General features: G+C 61.7%; 17 protein-coding genes. 12 read left to right on the forward strand and 5 right to left on the reverse strand.

All coding sequences use genetic code 11. From position 1 onward, the window contains the following. Positions 1 to 93: 93 nt before the first annotated feature. A complete protein-coding gene (gene aztD, locus EHW12_RS26935) occupies positions 94 to 1341 on the forward strand; it encodes a zinc metallochaperone AztD (RefSeq protein WP_125052179.1) in 1248 nt (415 codons plus the stop codon). 383 nt (positions 1342 to 1724) lie between these two features. Here the strand turns inward: aztD and EHW12_RS26940 are convergent, their stop codons facing one another. Beyond that, positions 1725 to 2192 (reverse strand): VOC family protein, encoded by a 468-nt coding sequence (locus tag EHW12_RS26940; protein WP_030536456.1) that lies wholly within the window; start codon positions 2190 to 2192, stop codon positions 1725 to 1727. Between the two features lie 102 nt (positions 2193 to 2294). Here EHW12_RS26940 and EHW12_RS26945 point away from each other — a divergent pair, with 102 nt between their 5' ends. The 6 genes from EHW12_RS26945 (at position 2295) to EHW12_RS26970 (ending at position 7950) form a co-directional block, all read left to right on the forward strand. After that, positions 2295 to 3269 carry a WYL domain-containing protein gene (locus EHW12_RS26945; protein ID WP_070162549.1) on the forward strand — a complete coding sequence of 325 codons (975 nt, stop codon included), beginning with the start codon at positions 2295 to 2297 and terminating at the stop codon, positions 3267 to 3269. A 122-nt stretch (positions 3270 to 3391) separates the two neighbouring features. After that, entirely contained in the window at positions 3392 to 4597 is a 1206-nt protein-coding gene (locus EHW12_RS26950) for an MFS transporter (protein ID WP_051720855.1), read from the forward strand. Positions 4598 to 4699: 102 nt separating this feature from the next. Continuing rightward, entirely contained in the window at positions 4700 to 5368 is a 669-nt protein-coding gene (locus EHW12_RS26955) for an FCD domain-containing protein (RefSeq protein ID WP_003939850.1), read from the forward strand. 21 nt (positions 5369 to 5389) lie between these two features. Then, the gene (locus EHW12_RS26960) at positions 5390 to 5818 is read left to right on the forward strand and encodes a hypothetical protein (RefSeq protein WP_225320164.1); all 429 of its coding nucleotides are present in this window, start codon (positions 5390 to 5392) and stop codon (positions 5816 to 5818) included. 119 nt (positions 5819 to 5937) lie between these two features. Beyond that, a complete protein-coding gene (locus EHW12_RS26965; RefSeq protein WP_125052181.1) occupies positions 5938 to 7302 on the forward strand; it encodes an HNH endonuclease signature motif containing protein in 1365 nt (454 codons plus the stop codon). A 99-nt stretch (positions 7303 to 7401) separates the two neighbouring features. Next, positions 7402 to 7950 (forward strand): SMI1/KNR4 family protein, encoded by a 549-nt coding sequence (locus EHW12_RS26970; protein ID WP_228401412.1) that lies wholly within the window; start codon positions 7402 to 7404, stop codon positions 7948 to 7950. Positions 7951 to 7963: 13 nt separating this feature from the next. Here EHW12_RS26970 and EHW12_RS26975 read toward each other — a convergent pair whose 3' ends face one another. Beyond that, positions 7964 to 8845, reverse strand: coding sequence for a DUF4190 domain-containing protein (locus tag EHW12_RS26975; protein WP_007730891.1), 882 nt, complete (start codon positions 8843 to 8845; stop codon positions 7964 to 7966). 175 nt (positions 8846 to 9020) lie between these two features. Here EHW12_RS26975 and EHW12_RS26980 point away from each other — a divergent pair, with 175 nt between their 5' ends. The 3 genes from EHW12_RS26980 (at position 9021) to EHW12_RS26990 (ending at position 11849) form a co-directional block, all read left to right on the forward strand. Then, a complete protein-coding gene (locus tag EHW12_RS26980) occupies positions 9021 to 9725 on the forward strand; it encodes a TetR/AcrR family transcriptional regulator (RefSeq protein ID WP_007730890.1) in 705 nt (234 codons plus the stop codon). Further along, positions 9722 to 10459, forward strand: a complete 738-nt coding sequence (locus tag EHW12_RS26985) for an SDR family oxidoreductase (RefSeq protein ID WP_081558526.1) — start codon at positions 9722 to 9724, stop codon at positions 10457 to 10459. The genes EHW12_RS26980 and EHW12_RS26985 overlap by 4 nt, the downstream gene beginning before the upstream one ends. 82 nt (positions 10460 to 10541) lie before the next feature. Further along, the gene (locus EHW12_RS26990; protein WP_007730888.1) at positions 10542 to 11849 is read left to right on the forward strand and encodes a serine hydrolase domain-containing protein; all 1308 of its coding nucleotides are present in this window, start codon (positions 10542 to 10544) and stop codon (positions 11847 to 11849) included. Between the two features lie 19 nt (positions 11850 to 11868). On the opposite strand, the gene EHW12_RS26995 is transcribed toward EHW12_RS26990, so the two are convergent. The 3 genes from EHW12_RS26995 to EHW12_RS27005 all read right to left on the reverse strand — a co-directional run bounded on the left by EHW12_RS26995 (position 11869) and on the right by EHW12_RS27005 (position 14198). After that, positions 11869 to 12705: a DUF1206 domain-containing protein gene (locus tag EHW12_RS26995; protein ID WP_039973191.1), complete on the reverse strand. Its 837-nt coding sequence runs from the start codon at positions 12703 to 12705 to the stop codon at positions 11869 to 11871. 61 nt (positions 12706 to 12766) lie between these two features. Continuing rightward, positions 12767 to 13168 carry a hypothetical protein gene (locus EHW12_RS27000; protein WP_020971062.1) on the reverse strand — a complete coding sequence of 134 codons (402 nt, stop codon included), beginning with the start codon at positions 13166 to 13168 and terminating at the stop codon, positions 12767 to 12769. Positions 13169 to 13226: 58 nt separating this feature from the next. Then, a complete protein-coding gene (locus EHW12_RS27005; RefSeq protein ID WP_007730885.1) occupies positions 13227 to 14198 on the reverse strand; it encodes a serine/threonine dehydratase in 972 nt (323 codons plus the stop codon). Positions 14199 to 14365: 167 nt separating this feature from the next. On the opposite strand from EHW12_RS27005, the gene EHW12_RS27010 reads away from it, so the two are divergent. Together EHW12_RS27010 and EHW12_RS27015 are read left to right on the forward strand one after the other, a co-directional pair. Next, on the forward strand, positions 14366 to 15004 hold the full coding sequence (locus EHW12_RS27010; RefSeq protein WP_007730884.1) for an NAD(P)H-binding protein: 639 nt from the start codon (positions 14366 to 14368) through the stop codon (positions 15002 to 15004). 32 nt (positions 15005 to 15036) lie between these two features. Beyond that, complete coding sequence (locus EHW12_RS27015) at positions 15037 to 15954, forward strand: nuclear transport factor 2 family protein (protein ID WP_007730883.1); 918 nt, start codon at positions 15037 to 15039, stop codon at positions 15952 to 15954. The last annotated feature ends 26 nt before the right edge of the window (positions 15955 to 15980 follow it).

Genomic DNA, 15980 nt, shown 5'->3' on the forward strand with positions numbered 1-15980 from the left:
GCGAATGCTCGAGCGCGGTGCCCACGCCCGACATGCGAACATTCGCATACTCGACTTTGACAATCATTTACATTAAGCAGTAGATCTATAGCCATGCACCTCAACACCCGCATGTCGCGGCGCCTCACCCTTGCCACATCAGTTGGCCTCTCACTCGCCCTCGTCACGGGCTGCTCGTCCGACAACAAGGACTCGGCCCCGTCGGAGACCACCACGACAACCGCGTCCGCACCCACCGAACAAGCCTCGGCAACACCGCGTCTCGCAGTCTCCTACGACGGTGGCGTCCTGGTGCTGGATGCAACTTCGCTCGACGTGGTCGGCGAGACCAAGATCGACGGCTTCACGCGACTCAACCCGGCCGGCGACGGTCGCCACGTCATGATCTCGTCGGGTGAGGCGTTCAAGGTGCTCGACACCGGCACGTGGTCCTCAGCCCACGGCGACCATTCCCACTACTACACAGCCGATCCCGCGATGTCCGAGGTCGAGTTCGCAGCCAACGAACCCGGACACGTCGTACGCCATGCCGGAAAAACCGTTCTCTTCAACGACGGCTCGGGACTCGTCGAGATCTTCGATCCGGCGCAACTGGCAAAACGCCAACCCCGCGTCGAGACGTACACCACGCCAGAACCCCATCACGGCGTTGCGGTCGCACTTGCCGACGGCAGCCTGTTGACGACCATCGGAAATTCGGAGTCCCGCAACGGCATTGCCATCCTCGATGCCGACCGCAAGGAAATCCTGCGCAACGAACAGTGCCCCGGTGTCCACGGCGAAGCAGTCGCTGCCGGCGAAGCCATCGTGCTGGGCTGCCAGGACGGGTTGCTCGTGTACAAGAACGGAGCGATCACCAAGGTCCAGAGTCCGGATGCATACGGCCGCATCGGAAATCAGGCAGGCTCGGAGGAGTCGGACATCGTGCTGGGTGATTACAAGACCGACAAGGACGCCGAACTCGAACGTCCGCAACGGGTCTCGCTGACCAACACGACGACGTCCGAACTTGAGCTCGTCGACCTCGGCACCAGCTACACCTTCCGCTCACTCGGCCGCGGACCACACGGAGAGGCACTGGTGCTCGGCACCGACGGCGCCATCCACGTCATCGACCCGAACACCGGCGTCGTCACCAAGAAGATCGCCGTCATAGACGCATGGACCGAGCCCACCAAATGGCAAGAGCCCAGGCCCGCGCTCTTCGTAGAAGATCACACCGCTTACGTCACCGACCCAGCGTCGAAGAAGCTGATCGCAGTCGACCTCGAGGACGGCAGCATCCTGACCGAGACCACTCTCGATCACGCCCCCAACGAATTGACCGGTGTCACCGGCTGATTCAGATCCTCACCTCAGGCCCCCATCTCACACCGAGATGAGGGCCTGAGCCGTTCTCGTGCTTCGCCTACTGACCAGGGAATCTCATACCCAGGCAATCCCCGAGGTGCTACGACGCGCACCTCAGAGAATCGAAGCCGTTGTCGCCAGCTCTGCTGGAGCTGAGCGATGAGCAGGACCACGATTGACCGCGGCACAAGTCAGCATGGAATAACTCCGTGTGGAGGTTCGTTGGAGATGGTGTCGGTGTTCGGTTCTTTGCCCCGGGTACCACCCCAGAATTGCCACTTCGAGTGGCCACTTGCCGAGAGGCGCAAGACGGGCACCGACGCGCCGGAGCCGCTGGACACCTTTTGGTGCCAGCGGCTTTGTCGTCTGAATGATCAGGCCGGGTTTTCGCCGGCAGCGACGTCGAGGATCCACGTCACCCCGAACGCATCGGTGAGCATGCCGAAACCGGGGCTCCACGCCGCGGCGGCAAGACCCTCGATGATCGATGCACCAGCAGAGAGTTCGGCCCAGTAGTTCTGCACCTCTTCGAGGGTTTCACCGCGAACCGAGACGAAGAACGGTTGGTCGGTGATCGTGGTGCCGTTCTCGCGGTGTGTCGAGCCTGCGTTGCCGGCCGAGCCGCCCGACTGTCCAGGGATGTCGTATGCCATCACACAGAAGCCGTCCTCTGTCTCCACCTGGCCGAACACGACGTTCTCAGCGCCGGGCACCTCCTTGGGCATCCCGAAGTCGCCGTAGGTTGCGATCGTGACCTGGCCACCGAAGACGGACTGGTAGAACTCCAGAGCCGCGCGGGCGTCTCCGCGGAAGTTGAGGTGGGTCGTTGTCTTGATGCTCATGTCTGCTCCTGGTACGAACGTCGCTCGGGTTTTCCCTGACAACGTCGACTCTCACAGCCGTATAGGACTGTTTTCGTCCTAGACTCGTCGTAGTCTCACCGCATGGCGACCACCACTCGACTCTTGAATCTGCTGTCCCTCTTGCAGACGAGACGCGACTGGCCGGGCGCTCTACTCGCCGAGCGGCTCGACATCAGCCATCGCACGGTCCGCCGCGACATCGACCGGCTCAGGGAGATGGGTTACCGCATTGCGGCGACCATGGGCCCGGACGGCGGATACCGACTCGACGCCGGCAGCGAGCTGCCACCCCTGCTGTTCGACGACGATCAGGTCATCGCACTGGCAGTTGCGCTGCAGGCGGCGACGCTGACCGGCGTCGGTATCGAAGAGGATGCGGTTCGAGCGTTGACCACTGTGCGGCAAGTGATGCCGTCGCGTCTGCGCCATCGCCTCGACGCGCTCACGTTCACCACGATTTCGGCCGGTTCCGGCGACGCAGACTCCGTGTCCCCAGAGGTGCTCGTAGCGATTTCCGCTGCAGTCCGCGCTCGCGAGGTGTTCCGCTTCGATTACTCGAACGACCACTCAACCGACAACAGCGAAATAACACCCCCGCGCCGAGTGGAGCCGCATCATCTGGTGACCTCCAAGCGTCGCTGGTACCTCGTCGCGTGGGATCTCGCGCGAGACGACTGGCGAATCTTCCGCGCCGATCGCATCACCCCACGCACCCCGAACGGTCCCCGGTTCACGCCGAAGGAAATCCCCGGCGGCGACGTCAGCGAATACGTGTCCGCGCGCTTCAAAGGATCGGAACATATCAACAATTGGCCGTGCCACGGCAAGGTCGTTCTCCATCGACCAGCCAGTTATGTTCTTCCCTTTGTCGGGGACGGCATCGTCGAAGATCTTGGCCCCGAGCAGTGCAGTCTCGAAGCCGGATCATGGTCTTGGACGGCGCTGGCAGCCTCCTTCAACCAATTCGACACCGACATCGATGTCGTCGGCCCGCCAGAACTTACCCACGCTTTCGCGCAACTCGCCGCCCGCAACGCCGCGACTGCTGAGAGTTAGTCAGTCGTCTCGAATGAGATCCAGGTCTCCAACGCAACCGTGCGCCCGCGGGTTCGTGATAGCTTTCAAGTCCTCAGAGGACCTGAGGACTTGAAGACCTGAACGAAGGGATGCCCAAGGAGATGAAGAAGGGGCAAGTTGCATTTCTCACCGGCACACACGTCGTGAACGATCTGTACCAGGGGGCTGTGCCTGCGCTGTTGCCGTTCATGATGCTCGAACGCGGATATTCCTATTCCGCGGTCGCCGGAATCACGCTCGCCGCGACCGGACTATCCAGTGTCGTGCAACCTGCATTCGGCATGCTGGTCGATCGAAAGAGCCGAAACTGGCTGGTACCCACAGGTTTTGTGACGGCCGCAGCAGGCATTGTCGTGGCAGCGATGAGCACCACCTACATCGTCACTTGGCTGGCAATTGCCGTGGCCGGCATCGGCATCGCCGCATACCATCCTCCCGCCACAAATTTGGCACGCGCGGCTGGAGGTCATTCACAGAAAGCCATGAGCGTGTTCTCCGTGGGCGGTACGTTGGGCGCCTCGCTGGCGCCACCGTTTGTCACGCTCGTGGTTGGCTCACTCGGTTTGTCCGGCGGCTATCTACTCGCAGTTCCTGCAGTGGTGGCGGCTATTTGGTGGATGGTCGCCCAGTCGCGATCGGCCAACACGGGTGCGGCCGAGTCAGCCCAGTCGTTGAGTGCGCAACTGGCAGCGAACGGTCCCGTGTCAGACGATTGGCGCTCGTTCACACGACTCGTGCTGGTAACGGTCTGTTGGTCAATTCCGTACGTGACCACTCTGTCGTTGGTCTCACCGTTCGTGCTCAACGCACTGAACGGATCGTCCTCGAGCGCTGCAATCGTGTTGTCCTCCTTCACATTGGCAGGAGCGGCCGGAACGCTACTGGGAGGAGTCCTCGCGGACCGTCGTGGTCGACGCGCATCCATCCGACTCGGCTACCTGCTTGCGGTACCTTCACTGGCACTGCTCGCTGCCGCCCCGCACGTCGCAGTTGCCGAATTGGGAATCGTCTGTCTCGGATTTGCTATGTTCCTGCCCTTCGCGCCACAGGTGACATTGGCGCAGGACTACCTACCGAATCGCCCCGGCACAGCAAGTGGGGTGACGCTCGGACTCGCGATGTCCGTGGGGGGCATCGCATCTCCGCTGTTCGGCTACCTGGCAGATCACTTCGGACCGCGCATGGCGATCGGGGCGACAACTGCAGTGCTGTTCGTCGGCGCCGTCATCGCATTCACCTTGCGCGATCGACGACTCGACCCGGAAGACGAGACGGAGCGCGAACTGGACAGCATCGCCCTTCGATAAACCGAAAGACGGCCCCGTAGTCTGAAGATTCATCGGAGGACATGAAGTATTACTCGGTGAGCCGCTCCATTGCGGTTCACCGAGTCAGTCAGGAGCAGTCACATGGCAGTGCGCCAGATCAAGCAGCAGTCGCTGGTACAGAAAGCCGCGGACGAACTTGCGCGCCTCATCGGCGACGGCGAGTGGCCTGTCGGGACCAAAATCCCGAACGAGCAGGATCTGAGCACACTCCTCGGAGTCGGGCGTTCGACCGGCAGAGAGGCCGTTCGCGCACTGATTGCGTCGGGCCAGCTCTACTCGCATCAAGGGTCCGGCACCTACGTCATGTCCTCGACACCGGTCACAGAGCTCGAGAGAGAACTCAAACGCTCGGACCGCCGCGAAGTCTACGAAGTACGCAGACTTCTGGAAGTGGAAGCGGGCCGCCTGGCTGCCATGCGCCGGACTTCCGCCGACGTCGATCTGTTACAGGCAGCACTCGAAGCCCGTGAAAATGCTTCGACACCAACAGAATTTGTCGACGCTGACATGGAACTACATCGCGCCGTGGTGAATGCTGCGCACAACAGCGTGTTGTCGATGGTGTTCGATTCATTCATCGAAACGCTCCGCAACTCGGCCCTCGACGTGATCACCGACGTCGCGGCGCGGGACCCCGAATCGATCGACGACGAAGCCGCTGCCCACCGAGATCTAGTGGAAGCCATCGTCGCGGGTGATGCCGACGCTGCCAGCGCGGCAACGCGCAGGAACATGGACGGGCTCGACTGACCCTCTCTATCGTTGTCAGGCATGACGTCCACATCGCTCCCTCCACGCGGTCTCCGGATCGGTCTGTCCGCCATCGCGTGGCTAAACCTGCTCTCTGCGCTCGTAGGAATGGCGGGCCTGACGATCGGCGGCGGGATGGGCCTGCCTCCTGAGTGGATCGAGGGAACCGTCTTCCCTTCATATTTCTGGCCCGGAATCCTCCTCGGCGTTGTCGTCGGAGGCATCCAGGCCGCCGCGCTCTTCGCTCAGCACAACAGGTTCCGTCTGACGTGGGGCCTGCACGCGGCCGCCGGCCTGACCATGATGATCTGGATCTTCGTCGAGATCGCCATCGTTCTCGCCTGGTCGCCACTGCAGGGCATCTTCTTCACCACCGGACTAGTCCAGACGATCCTCGCCGTTCTCGCACTCGGCGCCTGGCCTCGCCCCTTCCTCCAACGAGTCGAGTAGCGACGGAACCTGTTCTCGGACAATAGAATCACGACGGCCGGGCCCACCTCACCTTCTCGAAAAAGCCCTTGACTCGAAAGTATGTTCGAGTATGATGGGAGGTGGAACGGGGGGTTCTCATGACGATCAACATCACCGACGAAGATACTGTCACCGACGTGGTCAACAACTCCGCCGTGGGTGTGCGCGGACGATTGTGGCGGCTTCACCCCAGCGACGTCCGCGAGATCGCCATCACCGCGTCAGCGGAAATCCTTCGCCTGGAAGCCATTCGAGTGGCCGCTGTCGACACCCTGACGTTGAACCCGGACGAACAAGTACTCTGCTACCGCGGCACCGGACAATGGCTCGCGAACCACACCATGCTGCAGATCTCCACCGGCAGAAGAATCGCAGCCCTGGGCAAAGCGCTACGGTCGTTTCCCGAGATCGAAGACCAATTCGATGCCGGTGACCTCACTTTCGAGCACGCAGCACTGATCGTGGCGTTCTGCGAATCCCCACCCAAGGCAATGCCCGACGCCGCACTACCGTACTGCCGCGACACACTCCTCGCCGCAGCATCGGGAACCGAAGCAACCACCGTCAAACTGCGCTACGCCATCAGCGTCCTCGAGCACATGTTCGAATCCGACGACCCACCACCAAGCGAAGACACCGACCGCAACGAACTGCGCATCTCCCCCACCCTCAACGGAAGAGTCGCCGTCCGAGGCGATTTCGACGGAGTGACCGGCGAAATGCTTCTCTCCGCCCTCTCCAACCTCTCCATGCCCACCCCCGCCGAAGACGGCACACCCGACAAACGACCCGCCGCCACACGCAACGCAGACGCCATGGCAGAACTCATCCGGCGCTACCTCGACAACGCTGCCACCGGCATCGACGGCGGCCAACGCCCACACCTGAACGTGCACATCAACGCCAAAGACCTGGCCTACCACCGTGAATGCGCCACAACGGGTGATGGCTCAACACCTGTCCCCTCCGAGGACGACGATCCCGGTATGCTCGATCTCGACTTTCACGATCTCGACAAACAAGATCTCGATGTCGGCCACATGCCCTGGATGGGACCACTGAGCGTCGGCCGCACCCGCATGATCGCCTGCGACTGCATGCTCTCCAGCGTCCTCCTCGACGGAAACGGTGCCCCACTCGACGTCACCCCACTCAAAAGGCTTGTCACCGCAGCACAACGCACCGCACTGATCGCCCGAGACAAAGGATGCGCCTTCCCCGGCTGCGACTGCGTCCCCGCCTGGACCGACGCCCACCACATCAAACACTGGGCCAAAGGAGGACCAACCGTCATGGACAACCTGGTCCTACTCTGCCGAACCCACCACACCCTGATGCACCGAAAACCCGGATTCACCGGCAAATGGGAAATCCGAATGGGCACCGATCACCTGCCCTGGTTCATCCCACCACCAGGCATCGACCCCGACCGGAAACCCCGCCGCTCCACCACACGACTCTGAACCCGGAGGTCACCGAGCACACGCCTCGGTGACCCATTCCGGCGTGCTTCGATAGCCGGAAAGGGCGGCACGGTGTCCCCTATTGCTAGCGTTGAGCGTGTGTTTGCACAGGGAACCAACGCGCTGACGGTAGACGGCCGACCGACGCTCGCGCATATCGATTTTGCCCTTATGGATTCCTATCGATTTCCCGACCGGCAGGGCTTCCCCGATTCATATCGCGCATTCATCAGGCACGCAGGTTGGGCGCGGACCTTCGGACTCTGGCTCATCTATCCGCCCGTCCTTCCCGGATTTGCCGACGGCTGGCAAGGGCGCGCCCGCAACCTCACCGCCCATCTTCATTCGGTCTACAGAGAAGGACAGGATGACGAGTTCGATTGGATGATCGAACCCGACGGCGATTGGTCACTCCCCGACTCGCTGCAGGTTTTCGGATGGAGCGAAAACGGTGACGCCCTCCTGTGGGACACAGCATCACGCGACACCGACGGAGAGTTTCCGGTTTGGGAATCACGCTCGTTCAACTCTCTCCACCGCCTCGGCGGGAGCATCCACGAAGCACTACCGTCCATTCGCACCCGGGCTATGGGCCTGTTCGGACCTCGCACCTCCGACATCGAGCCACTCCAGCCCACCCAACTCTGACGCGCGACCCAAATTATCGATAGGCCGCGGACACAGCCACGAATACGAAACCTACGACGACGACCAGGGACAGATAGCCGAGAACGAGTCCGGCCACTGCCAATCCGCGCCCACTTTCGCCGGAACGGCGAATCTGGTTCAACGACACATGCCCCACTGGAATAGCAAGAACTCCACCGAAGATTCCAAGTACAAGTGCGACGATGGCCAAGGCATTCGTGCCGACCGCTGGTCGCGCTGGATAGCGCGCTGCAAGTTGATCTGCGAGTACCGGAATCCCGTCCGATGTGAAGCCCACTTGTGCAAAAACGGGTTGGCCATCGGCGGTGTAGCCGACCACCCCAGGGAGCGGTGCCGCCACCTGCCTGACAGACCCGAACGTCGAACGAAGGCTCCTCCCTAACAGCAGCGCCGCGGCCATATACAGCAACAGCCCCGCCACAGATCCGGCTATCCAGGCTCCACGAAACGCCGGCCCGTCGACGTCGAGGATCCTCCCCGCCGCCCTCACACCGGATCCTGCTGCACCGACCGCGATACTCAAATTCACTGCGCCAGGAATAACGGCAAGCATGGCAATGGCACCGACACCAAGCGACAATGCCGGGCCACCGCGTCGCCGCCACGCCAACGAACTCATCAGCGCTGCAAACAAAGTCACAGCGGTGCCCAGAAGCCCAGTCACAAATCCGACAACGACTCCCGTCTCGAAGTCCCCACCTAGATGACGAGCAACCCACTGTGCCCAGGCCCGCGCGAATGGCGGCCCGAGCGTCAGCGAGACAACGACCGTTGCAACCGCAGCGCACGCCACGACACTGATGACCCGCAGAATCCACCCCAGATAACCGGAATGCGAATTATTCTGCGCAACAGTAGTTTCCGAGTCGATCACCAGGATTCCTTCGTTCAGAGTGTGAGAACAGAACGGCTCTAGCTGTCACTCCACACAGAACCGTGGCCGGACCGGCTCACTCATCTGATCAAGTTCTGGCGCCCGTGTCTGTAGTTCGTTCGCACGACCAAACCGGCGATAGCAACGATTACATATTTGTGTTAGCGTTGTTTCCATGGGTTCGAGAGCAAAGATTCTGGCCGCGGCGACCGAGCTGCTCAACACCTCCCCCAACGGCGACATATCCACCCGCGCCGTGTGCGAGATGGCCGGCGTCGGCGCCCCCGCGCTCTACCGTCAGTTCGGCGACAAGGACGGACTGCTCGCAGCCGTCGTCGAGGCGGGCTTCTTCGAATACCTCGAAAGCAAACGGGCTGCGACACCTTCCGATGACCCCGTCGCCGATCTGCGGGCCGGCTGGGATGCGCACACCGCCTTCGCGCTCGCGCATCCCGCTCACTACCGCTTGATGCACTCACCTTCCGCCCAGAGCGCCGACACCGCCCTGCAGGCCCAGGCGCTACTTCGATCCGTTCTCGAACGATGCGCTGCGGCAGGTGTTCTGACCGTATCGGTCGACGTGGCTACGCAGATGGTGATGTCCGCGAATGCGGGCGTCGCTCTGATGCTCGTCGTCAGGCCGGAACAGTACCCCGATCCGACGCTGTCACAGCGAGTTCGCGACGGAATCTTCGCGTCCATCATCGACGAATCCGGCGCCCACCCGGAAACCTCACTCAACAGAGTTGCATCTACTCTCGACGCCCAACTGGCCGCTGCAGATTCAACTTCTCTCTCCGCCAACGAAGTCGGCCTACTACGAGAGTGGCTTCGCAAGCTGTCCGATGCAACCGAAACCAGTTCAGGAGTTACATCATGACTGACACCACCACCCGCGTCGCCATCGTCACCGGAGCGTCCGGCGGCATCGGGCGAGCGACTGCCGAGAAGCTCGCCGCCGACGGAATGGCTGTCGCCGTGCACTATTCAGGAAACATTCAACGCGCCCAGGAAACAGCTGACGCCATCGTCGCTGCGGGCGGTCGCGCCATAGCGGTGCATGCGGACGTCGCCGACGAAGGTGAAGTCGCGGCCTTGTTCGATACGGTCGAGGAGGAGTTCGGGGGCATCGACGTCGTCGTCCATGCGGCCGGAATCATGATTCTCTCCACCGTCGCAGAACTGAACTTCGACGATTTCGATCGGATGCATCGGACCAACGTCCGAGGGACCTTCGTGGTCGACCAGCAGGCAGCCAGACGTGTCCGGCGCGGTGGTGCGATCATCAATTTCTCCACCTCCGTGAAGAAGCTGGCATTTCCGACTTATGCCGCGTACGCCGCCACCAAAGGTGCTGTCGACGCGATCACTCTGGTTCTCGCGAAAGAGCTACGGGGACGCGATATCACGGTCAACGCCGTAGCCCCAGGCCCCACGGCCACCGATCTGTTCCTTGACGGGAAAGACGAAGCTACAGTGGAGAACCTGTCCAAGCTGGCTCCCCTGGAACGCCTCGGCACACCGGCGGACATCGCGGAGGCTGTCGCGTTTCTCGCCGGCCCAGCTCGTTGGGTCAATGGCCAGGTCATCTACGTCAACGGCGGCGTGATTTAGCAAAACCATCGTCTAAGGACCACACCTTGGCAATTCCGACAAAACAGTCAAACCAGTCGACTTTGGTTGTAATGTGCAAACAATGGATAACCAGGATCGAGGGTCCGCCCGGACGTCACGACGGCAGTTCATCAGCGTTGCAGGGCTGGCGGCAACCGCGGTCATAACCCTCGCGACCTCCTCGACCGCCGGCGCCGCCGGCCCCACGGCACCCAATCCAGGTTCGCGGGTCGGCGATCCTGCTGAAGCCCAAGCGGTGCAACGCGTCGCAGAGACACTGCTGAACAGCGGCGTTCCCGGCCTTGCCTTCGCTATCGTCAAACCGGATGAGAAGAACCGCAAGGCGAGTGTCACCACTACGTACCACTACGGCCAGGCCGACGTCGAAAACGGCGTGAGAGTCACTCCACGAACGCAATTCGAGATCGCCTCGGAGACCAAGACCTTCACCGCTTCACTACTGGCGAAACTGATCTCTCGGGGAGAAGTCGGACTGGACGACCTGGCGAGCAAGTATTCGGATGGCAACCCGCTGCCCAAAGGCATCGGCGGCGAGGAGATCACGCTTCGCCAACTGGTCACCCACCGTTCCGGCCTGAGCGACGACCCGCCCAATCTTTCGGCGGGGTGTGCCGATCCCACACGATCGTGCACGGACGAGAAGGCGAAGTACACCAGAAATATGCTCTGGAAAGGACTCCAAGACGCCGGCGCCTTGGAGTTCGCCCCCGGTAGCCACTGGCTGTACTCGGACTTCGGGTTCGGACTGCTCGGCACACTCATGGCCGACAAAATCATTCCGGGACAAGAGAAGCCACCATTCGCGGCGGCAGTCGCCCGCGAAATCACCGACCCGCTCGGGATGATGGGTACCGTGATCGAGACCAAAGCAACCGACCTTGCCGTTCCGTACTACCTCGACGGCACACGAGCGCCTCTGTGGAACAACACGGGTGCGATCGCAGGCGGGGGTGGGCTGGTCAGCACCGCCGAGGACATGTCGATCTGGGCTGCAACAACTCTCGGCTACGGAAACAACCCGCTCAAACCAGTCCTGACCTCGATGCTCGAGCAGATCGACACGCAAGCTCCGGAGAATCCTGCATTCGGAATGGGAATGGCGTGGCAGCTCCAACCCCCGACGCCGAACTTCCCACAACGGTTCGCCAAGAAAAACGGAGACAGCTCGGGATCCAACTGCATCACCCTGCTGGTTCCCGACAGCGGCTGGTCGATCACGATTCTGGCGAACGGTGGAAATGCGGCGATGATCGACCCTGCAGCCGTGAACCTGATGCATGATCTGGTTCCGAGACGACCCATATTCGGTAGCTCGACGGGAAGTTCGTCGGGCAGCGACGTCGGCTTCCAGACCGGGTCATTCGGATAGGCCCACTTGCCTACAGGCGCTACATCTTCGTCGAGCGCGCCATCACGAAGCAGTAGAGCCCGTAGGTGATGATGCCCAATCCGGCAAGGATCAGCAGCGCCACTCCGTACGGCTGCGCGCCCAGCGTCTTGAACGCTCCGTCGAGTCCGGAGGACTTGCCGGGTTCGGAACTGTTGACCGCAAGAAGAACCAGAATGCCGACTGCAGCGATGGCCAAGCCCTTGGCGACGTACCCGACGGTTCCGAGTCGGCGCACGAAGTTGCTGGGTGTGCCTTTCAGATCATCGAGGAAGTTCTGGCTCGCGCCCTTGTACACGTGGTACACACCAACGGCAATGATCGCGATCCCGCCGATCACCAATGCGATAGTTCCAAGCGTGTTCTCCATCAAACGCGCCGTGATCCCCGCACTCTGACCGCTGCTGGACTTCCCGCTACCGCTGGCGAATCCGAATGCAGTGAAAGCAAAACCGAAATAGACGAGCGAAATGCCCAGAGCCTTTGCGCGGTTGAAGAACTCTTTCTTCTTGTCGTCAGAGGACGGCGACGACGAGCTTCCCAACGCAGCTTCGGCCAATCTCCACAACGCCATGGCAAGGAAGGCCACGACGCCGACCCACAGAGCGAAGACACCCCCTGGCTTTCCTGCCAACTCGGCCATCGCACCCGATTGGTCCGCAGACCCGGATCCACCGAGAGCAAGGCGGATCGCGATATATCCGATCAGCAGATGAACCACACCGCTGACGACGAATCCGGCACGGGCAAAGCGCTCGAAGACATTGTTCTGTGCGACGTCAGCCGCCGTGGACGCGACGCTCTTCTGGTCGTGCGGTGACGATTCTTTATTCATCATGATCGTCGAACCATATACGGGCAGACGCTTCCCTCGAACGCCTGCATCAAGTGTTTCGAGATCAAGGGTTTCGAGGGTTCTGATCCGGCGTCGACCGCGGTTCTTCGGGGTTGGGAACCTTGGGGTCGATCGTGTCTGCATGATCTCGTTGCTGGTTCAGTTCCTCGCGAGAACTCGTCGCCTCTTTCCGATGCTGCGCTGCATGATGTTGCAGCGCAGACGCTTCCGCCGCTTTGGCGTCGGCCTCTGCCTGCACCATGCGCGCTTTGGCTGCTGTCTCTTCTGCCCGCGCCTCGCGCTCGCCTACTTGCAGTGACTTGTCTGCGACGTCTTCGCGGATCTGTTCTGCCTCGATGTGACGACGCTCGTCACGCCTGTTTCGCGCCACCCACAGGAGTGCGGCCACGATCGCTATCACCACGACCACGGCAACAATTATCCAGATAATGCTGCTGGTACTCATACTGCGAGAGGTACCCACCTGCGACTTTCTCACACGCAGGCAAACAAATACGCTGAAATTACAGGTCGGTCGGATGTGTGTTGGCTCCGCATAAAACCACGCACAGTTCACCGTCGGACGGCGGCGACACCGTTCCGTTCAGAACCGGAGCCAATGCTGCTGCGGTTCCCAACTCCACCAGAATCCGGAACTCCCGCCACATGAATGCCCGCGCCTGTCGGATCGAATCATCTTCGACCACAACACTGTCTACCGAACTCTCATGCAGTGTCTCCCAGGCGATGGCACCAATTCGTGTAGCCCCCAACGAGTCTCCGGCGATACTGTTTACTTCGATATCCACCGGACGCCCCGCATCGAGCGAGGTGCGCAAGGTGGCAGCCCCGGTCGGCTCGACGGCTACCACGTGATCTTCGGGACGAGCCGCCGCGACGATTCCAGAGACCAATCCGCCGCCGCCGACTGCAACGCAATACGTGATCGGTCCGGATGCGTCGTCTTCGATCTCGAGAGCGATGGTGCCGGCCCCACTGACGATGTCGGGCAGGTCGTAGGCGTGCAGTTCGAGCGCACCGCTGGTGCGTGCGATGTCCGCCGCAGCGGCAGCAGCGAGTGCATACCGGTCGCCTACCTTGTGAACGGTTGCACCCAACTCTCCGAGAGCCTTCACCTTGGCATCAGGCGCTGTCTCCGGCACCACCACTGTGCAGGTGAGTCCTCGTCGCCGCGCTGCCCACGCGGCCCCGATTGCAGCGTTGCCGCCAGACGCGATCACCACGCCGGCATCGGGCATGGTGCCGTCGGCGACCGCTCGTTCCACTGCATTGAGACTGCCGCGCACTTTGAAGGAACCGCCGTGCTGGAGGTACTCGAGCTTGAACAGAACCGGTACCTCACCCTGTGGCGTCGGTAGCGCAGTGCGAAAGATCGGAGTACGCCGCGCCAGTCCTGCGATACGAGTCCGCGCAGCTTCGACGTCCGAGCGCTCGATTGCCACTGGACCTGCATTGTTGTCGGCGGTGAGAGTCATGTACCAACCCTACGGTTCGCAACGTCGACCCGAAGCAGTCGGCCCATCGTCATCATGATGTCTGTTTTTCACCAAGGAATGCCCGCATCTGACCGAGACAATGCAGCTCGGGGTGAATAAATTTACTACTACAAGCACAACGACGACATCAAGGAAAGGCACACCCCATGTCGAAGATCGCAGTATTCGGTGGAAACGGTTTTGCAGGAAGCGCAATCGCGAAAGAAGCCGCTTCACGCGGCCACGAGGTAACCGTCGTCGCTCGCAGCGCGCAGTCCGGAACCGACACGAATGTCGTGCAGGGTTCTGTTCACGACAACACGATCGTGGAGCAGATCACGGCAGACAACGACGTCGTTGTCGTTGCCATCCCCGCTCGCGAGATCGACGGCAAGCGCCTGCTCGACGCCGTCACGCCCCTCGCAGATGCCGCCGCACGCAACGGTGCTCGCATTGCCGTAGTCGGTGGCGCCGGCAGCCTGTTGGTCTCCGAGGGTGGGCCACGCGTCGTCGACACCCCCGACTTCCCGGACGCATACAAGGGTGAGGCACTCGCTCACGCCGACGTCCTCGATGCGCTCCGCGCGACCGACAGCAATGTCGACTGGTTCTACGTGAGCCCGGCCGCTGCGTTCGGTGCCCATGCCGGCGTCGCCCCGAAGGGATCGTTCCAGTTGGGTGGCGACATTCTCCTGACGGACGCCCAGGGCAACTCCGCCATCGCGGGCGAAGACTACGCACACGCTTTTGTCGACGAGATCGAGACTCCGGCCCACCGTCGCCAGCGTTTCACCGTCGCACACTGAATATGAGCAACCTTCGTAGGCGCGCAGCCTGGATGACTGTTCCCGCTGCCGCCGCACTCCTGCTCACCGCGTGCTCCAACGACGCGGAATCCGCAACGCCCAGCAGTTCTACGACGTCCACGAGCGTTGTTGCCGAACAGGGCGATCAACTCGAATCCAACAAGACCGTCGTCACGGACTTCTACGAACTGGCGTTCAACGGCCGTCAGGTTCAGCAAGCCGCCGACCGGTACCTTGGCGACGTCTACATCCAGCACAACCCCACCGCCGCCGATGGGGCAGCCGGATTTGTCAGCGGCATAGGCGGTTACGTCGAGGCCACACCCGGATTGCATGCCGAGATCACTCGCGTTTTCGCCGAGGGCGATCTGGTTGCCCTCCAGTCCCACACCACGTCTGCACCCGGCGACCGCGGCCAGGCGGTATTCGACATCTTCCGCGTCGACAACGGCAAGATCGTCGAACACTGGGATGCCATTCAAGACGTGCCGGAAACGTCCGCGAATCCGAACACGATGTTCGACGGACCCACCTCGTCGCCGTCCAAGTCGTCAGAAGTCTTGGAGCGCAACACGGCCAACGCGTTGACGTTCCTGCAGCTCGCCTTCAACGAAGGCAAAGCCGCCGAGGCTGCCGACCAGCTGGTCGGTCCGACCTACACCCAGCACAACCCCTCGTTCGCTGACGGCAAGGACGCATTTGTCACCGCACTGGCCGGGATCGAACCCGTTACCGGAGACAAGGCCACCAAGTTTCCACGGACGGTAGCCGAGGGCGACTTCGTCTTTGTTCAGACCTTCGCTTCGTCCGGTGAGGGAACGGCCGGCAGCGGCTCGATGGACATCTTCCGATTCGACGAGAACGGCAAAATCGTCGAGCATTGGGACGCCGTCCAGGACTACCCGTCGACGACTGCAAGCGGCAACACCGTGTGGGACGACGGTCGCTGAGACGACAACTCCGAACAGTTCAGAGA

It is taken from the genome of Rhodococcus sp. NJ-530 (genome assembly GCF_003860625.1).
Classification (GTDB): domain Bacteria; phylum Actinomycetota; class Actinomycetes; order Mycobacteriales; family Mycobacteriaceae; genus Rhodococcus_F; species Rhodococcus_F qingshengii.

Coding starts and splice junctions, on each gene's coding strand:
- aztD (WP_125052179.1), top strand. CDS start 94: ATGCACCTCAACACCCGCATGTCGCGGCGCCTCACCCTTGCCACATCA.
- EHW12_RS26940 (WP_030536456.1), bottom strand. CDS start 2,192: ATGAGCATCAAGACAACGACCCACCTCAACTTCCGCGGAGACGCCCGC.
- EHW12_RS26945 (WP_070162549.1), top strand. CDS start 2,295: ATGGCGACCACCACTCGACTCTTGAATCTGCTGTCCCTCTTGCAGACG.
- EHW12_RS26950 (WP_051720855.1), top strand. CDS start 3,392: ATGAAGAAGGGGCAAGTTGCATTTCTCACCGGCACACACGTCGTGAAC.
- EHW12_RS26955 (WP_003939850.1), top strand. CDS start 4,700: ATGGCAGTGCGCCAGATCAAGCAGCAGTCGCTGGTACAGAAAGCCGCG.
- EHW12_RS26960 (WP_225320164.1), top strand. CDS start 5,390: ATGACGTCCACATCGCTCCCTCCACGCGGTCTCCGGATCGGTCTGTCC.
- EHW12_RS26965 (WP_125052181.1), top strand. CDS start 5,938: ATGACGATCAACATCACCGACGAAGATACTGTCACCGACGTGGTCAAC.
- EHW12_RS26980 (WP_007730890.1), top strand. CDS start 9,021: ATGGGTTCGAGAGCAAAGATTCTGGCCGCGGCGACCGAGCTGCTCAAC.
- EHW12_RS26985 (WP_081558526.1), top strand. CDS start 9,722: ATGACTGACACCACCACCCGCGTCGCCATCGTCACCGGAGCGTCCGGC.
- EHW12_RS26990 (WP_007730888.1), top strand. CDS start 10,542: ATGGATAACCAGGATCGAGGGTCCGCCCGGACGTCACGACGGCAGTTC.
- EHW12_RS26995 (WP_039973191.1), bottom strand. CDS start 12,705: ATGATGAATAAAGAATCGTCACCGCACGACCAGAAGAGCGTCGCGTCC.
- EHW12_RS27000 (WP_020971062.1), bottom strand. CDS start 13,168: ATGAGTACCAGCAGCATTATCTGGATAATTGTTGCCGTGGTCGTGGTG.
- EHW12_RS27005 (WP_007730885.1), bottom strand. CDS start 14,198: ATGACTCTCACCGCCGACAACAATGCAGGTCCAGTGGCAATCGAGCGC.
- EHW12_RS27010 (WP_007730884.1), top strand. CDS start 14,366: ATGTCGAAGATCGCAGTATTCGGTGGAAACGGTTTTGCAGGAAGCGCA.
- EHW12_RS27015 (WP_007730883.1), top strand. CDS start 15,037: ATGACTGTTCCCGCTGCCGCCGCACTCCTGCTCACCGCGTGCTCCAAC.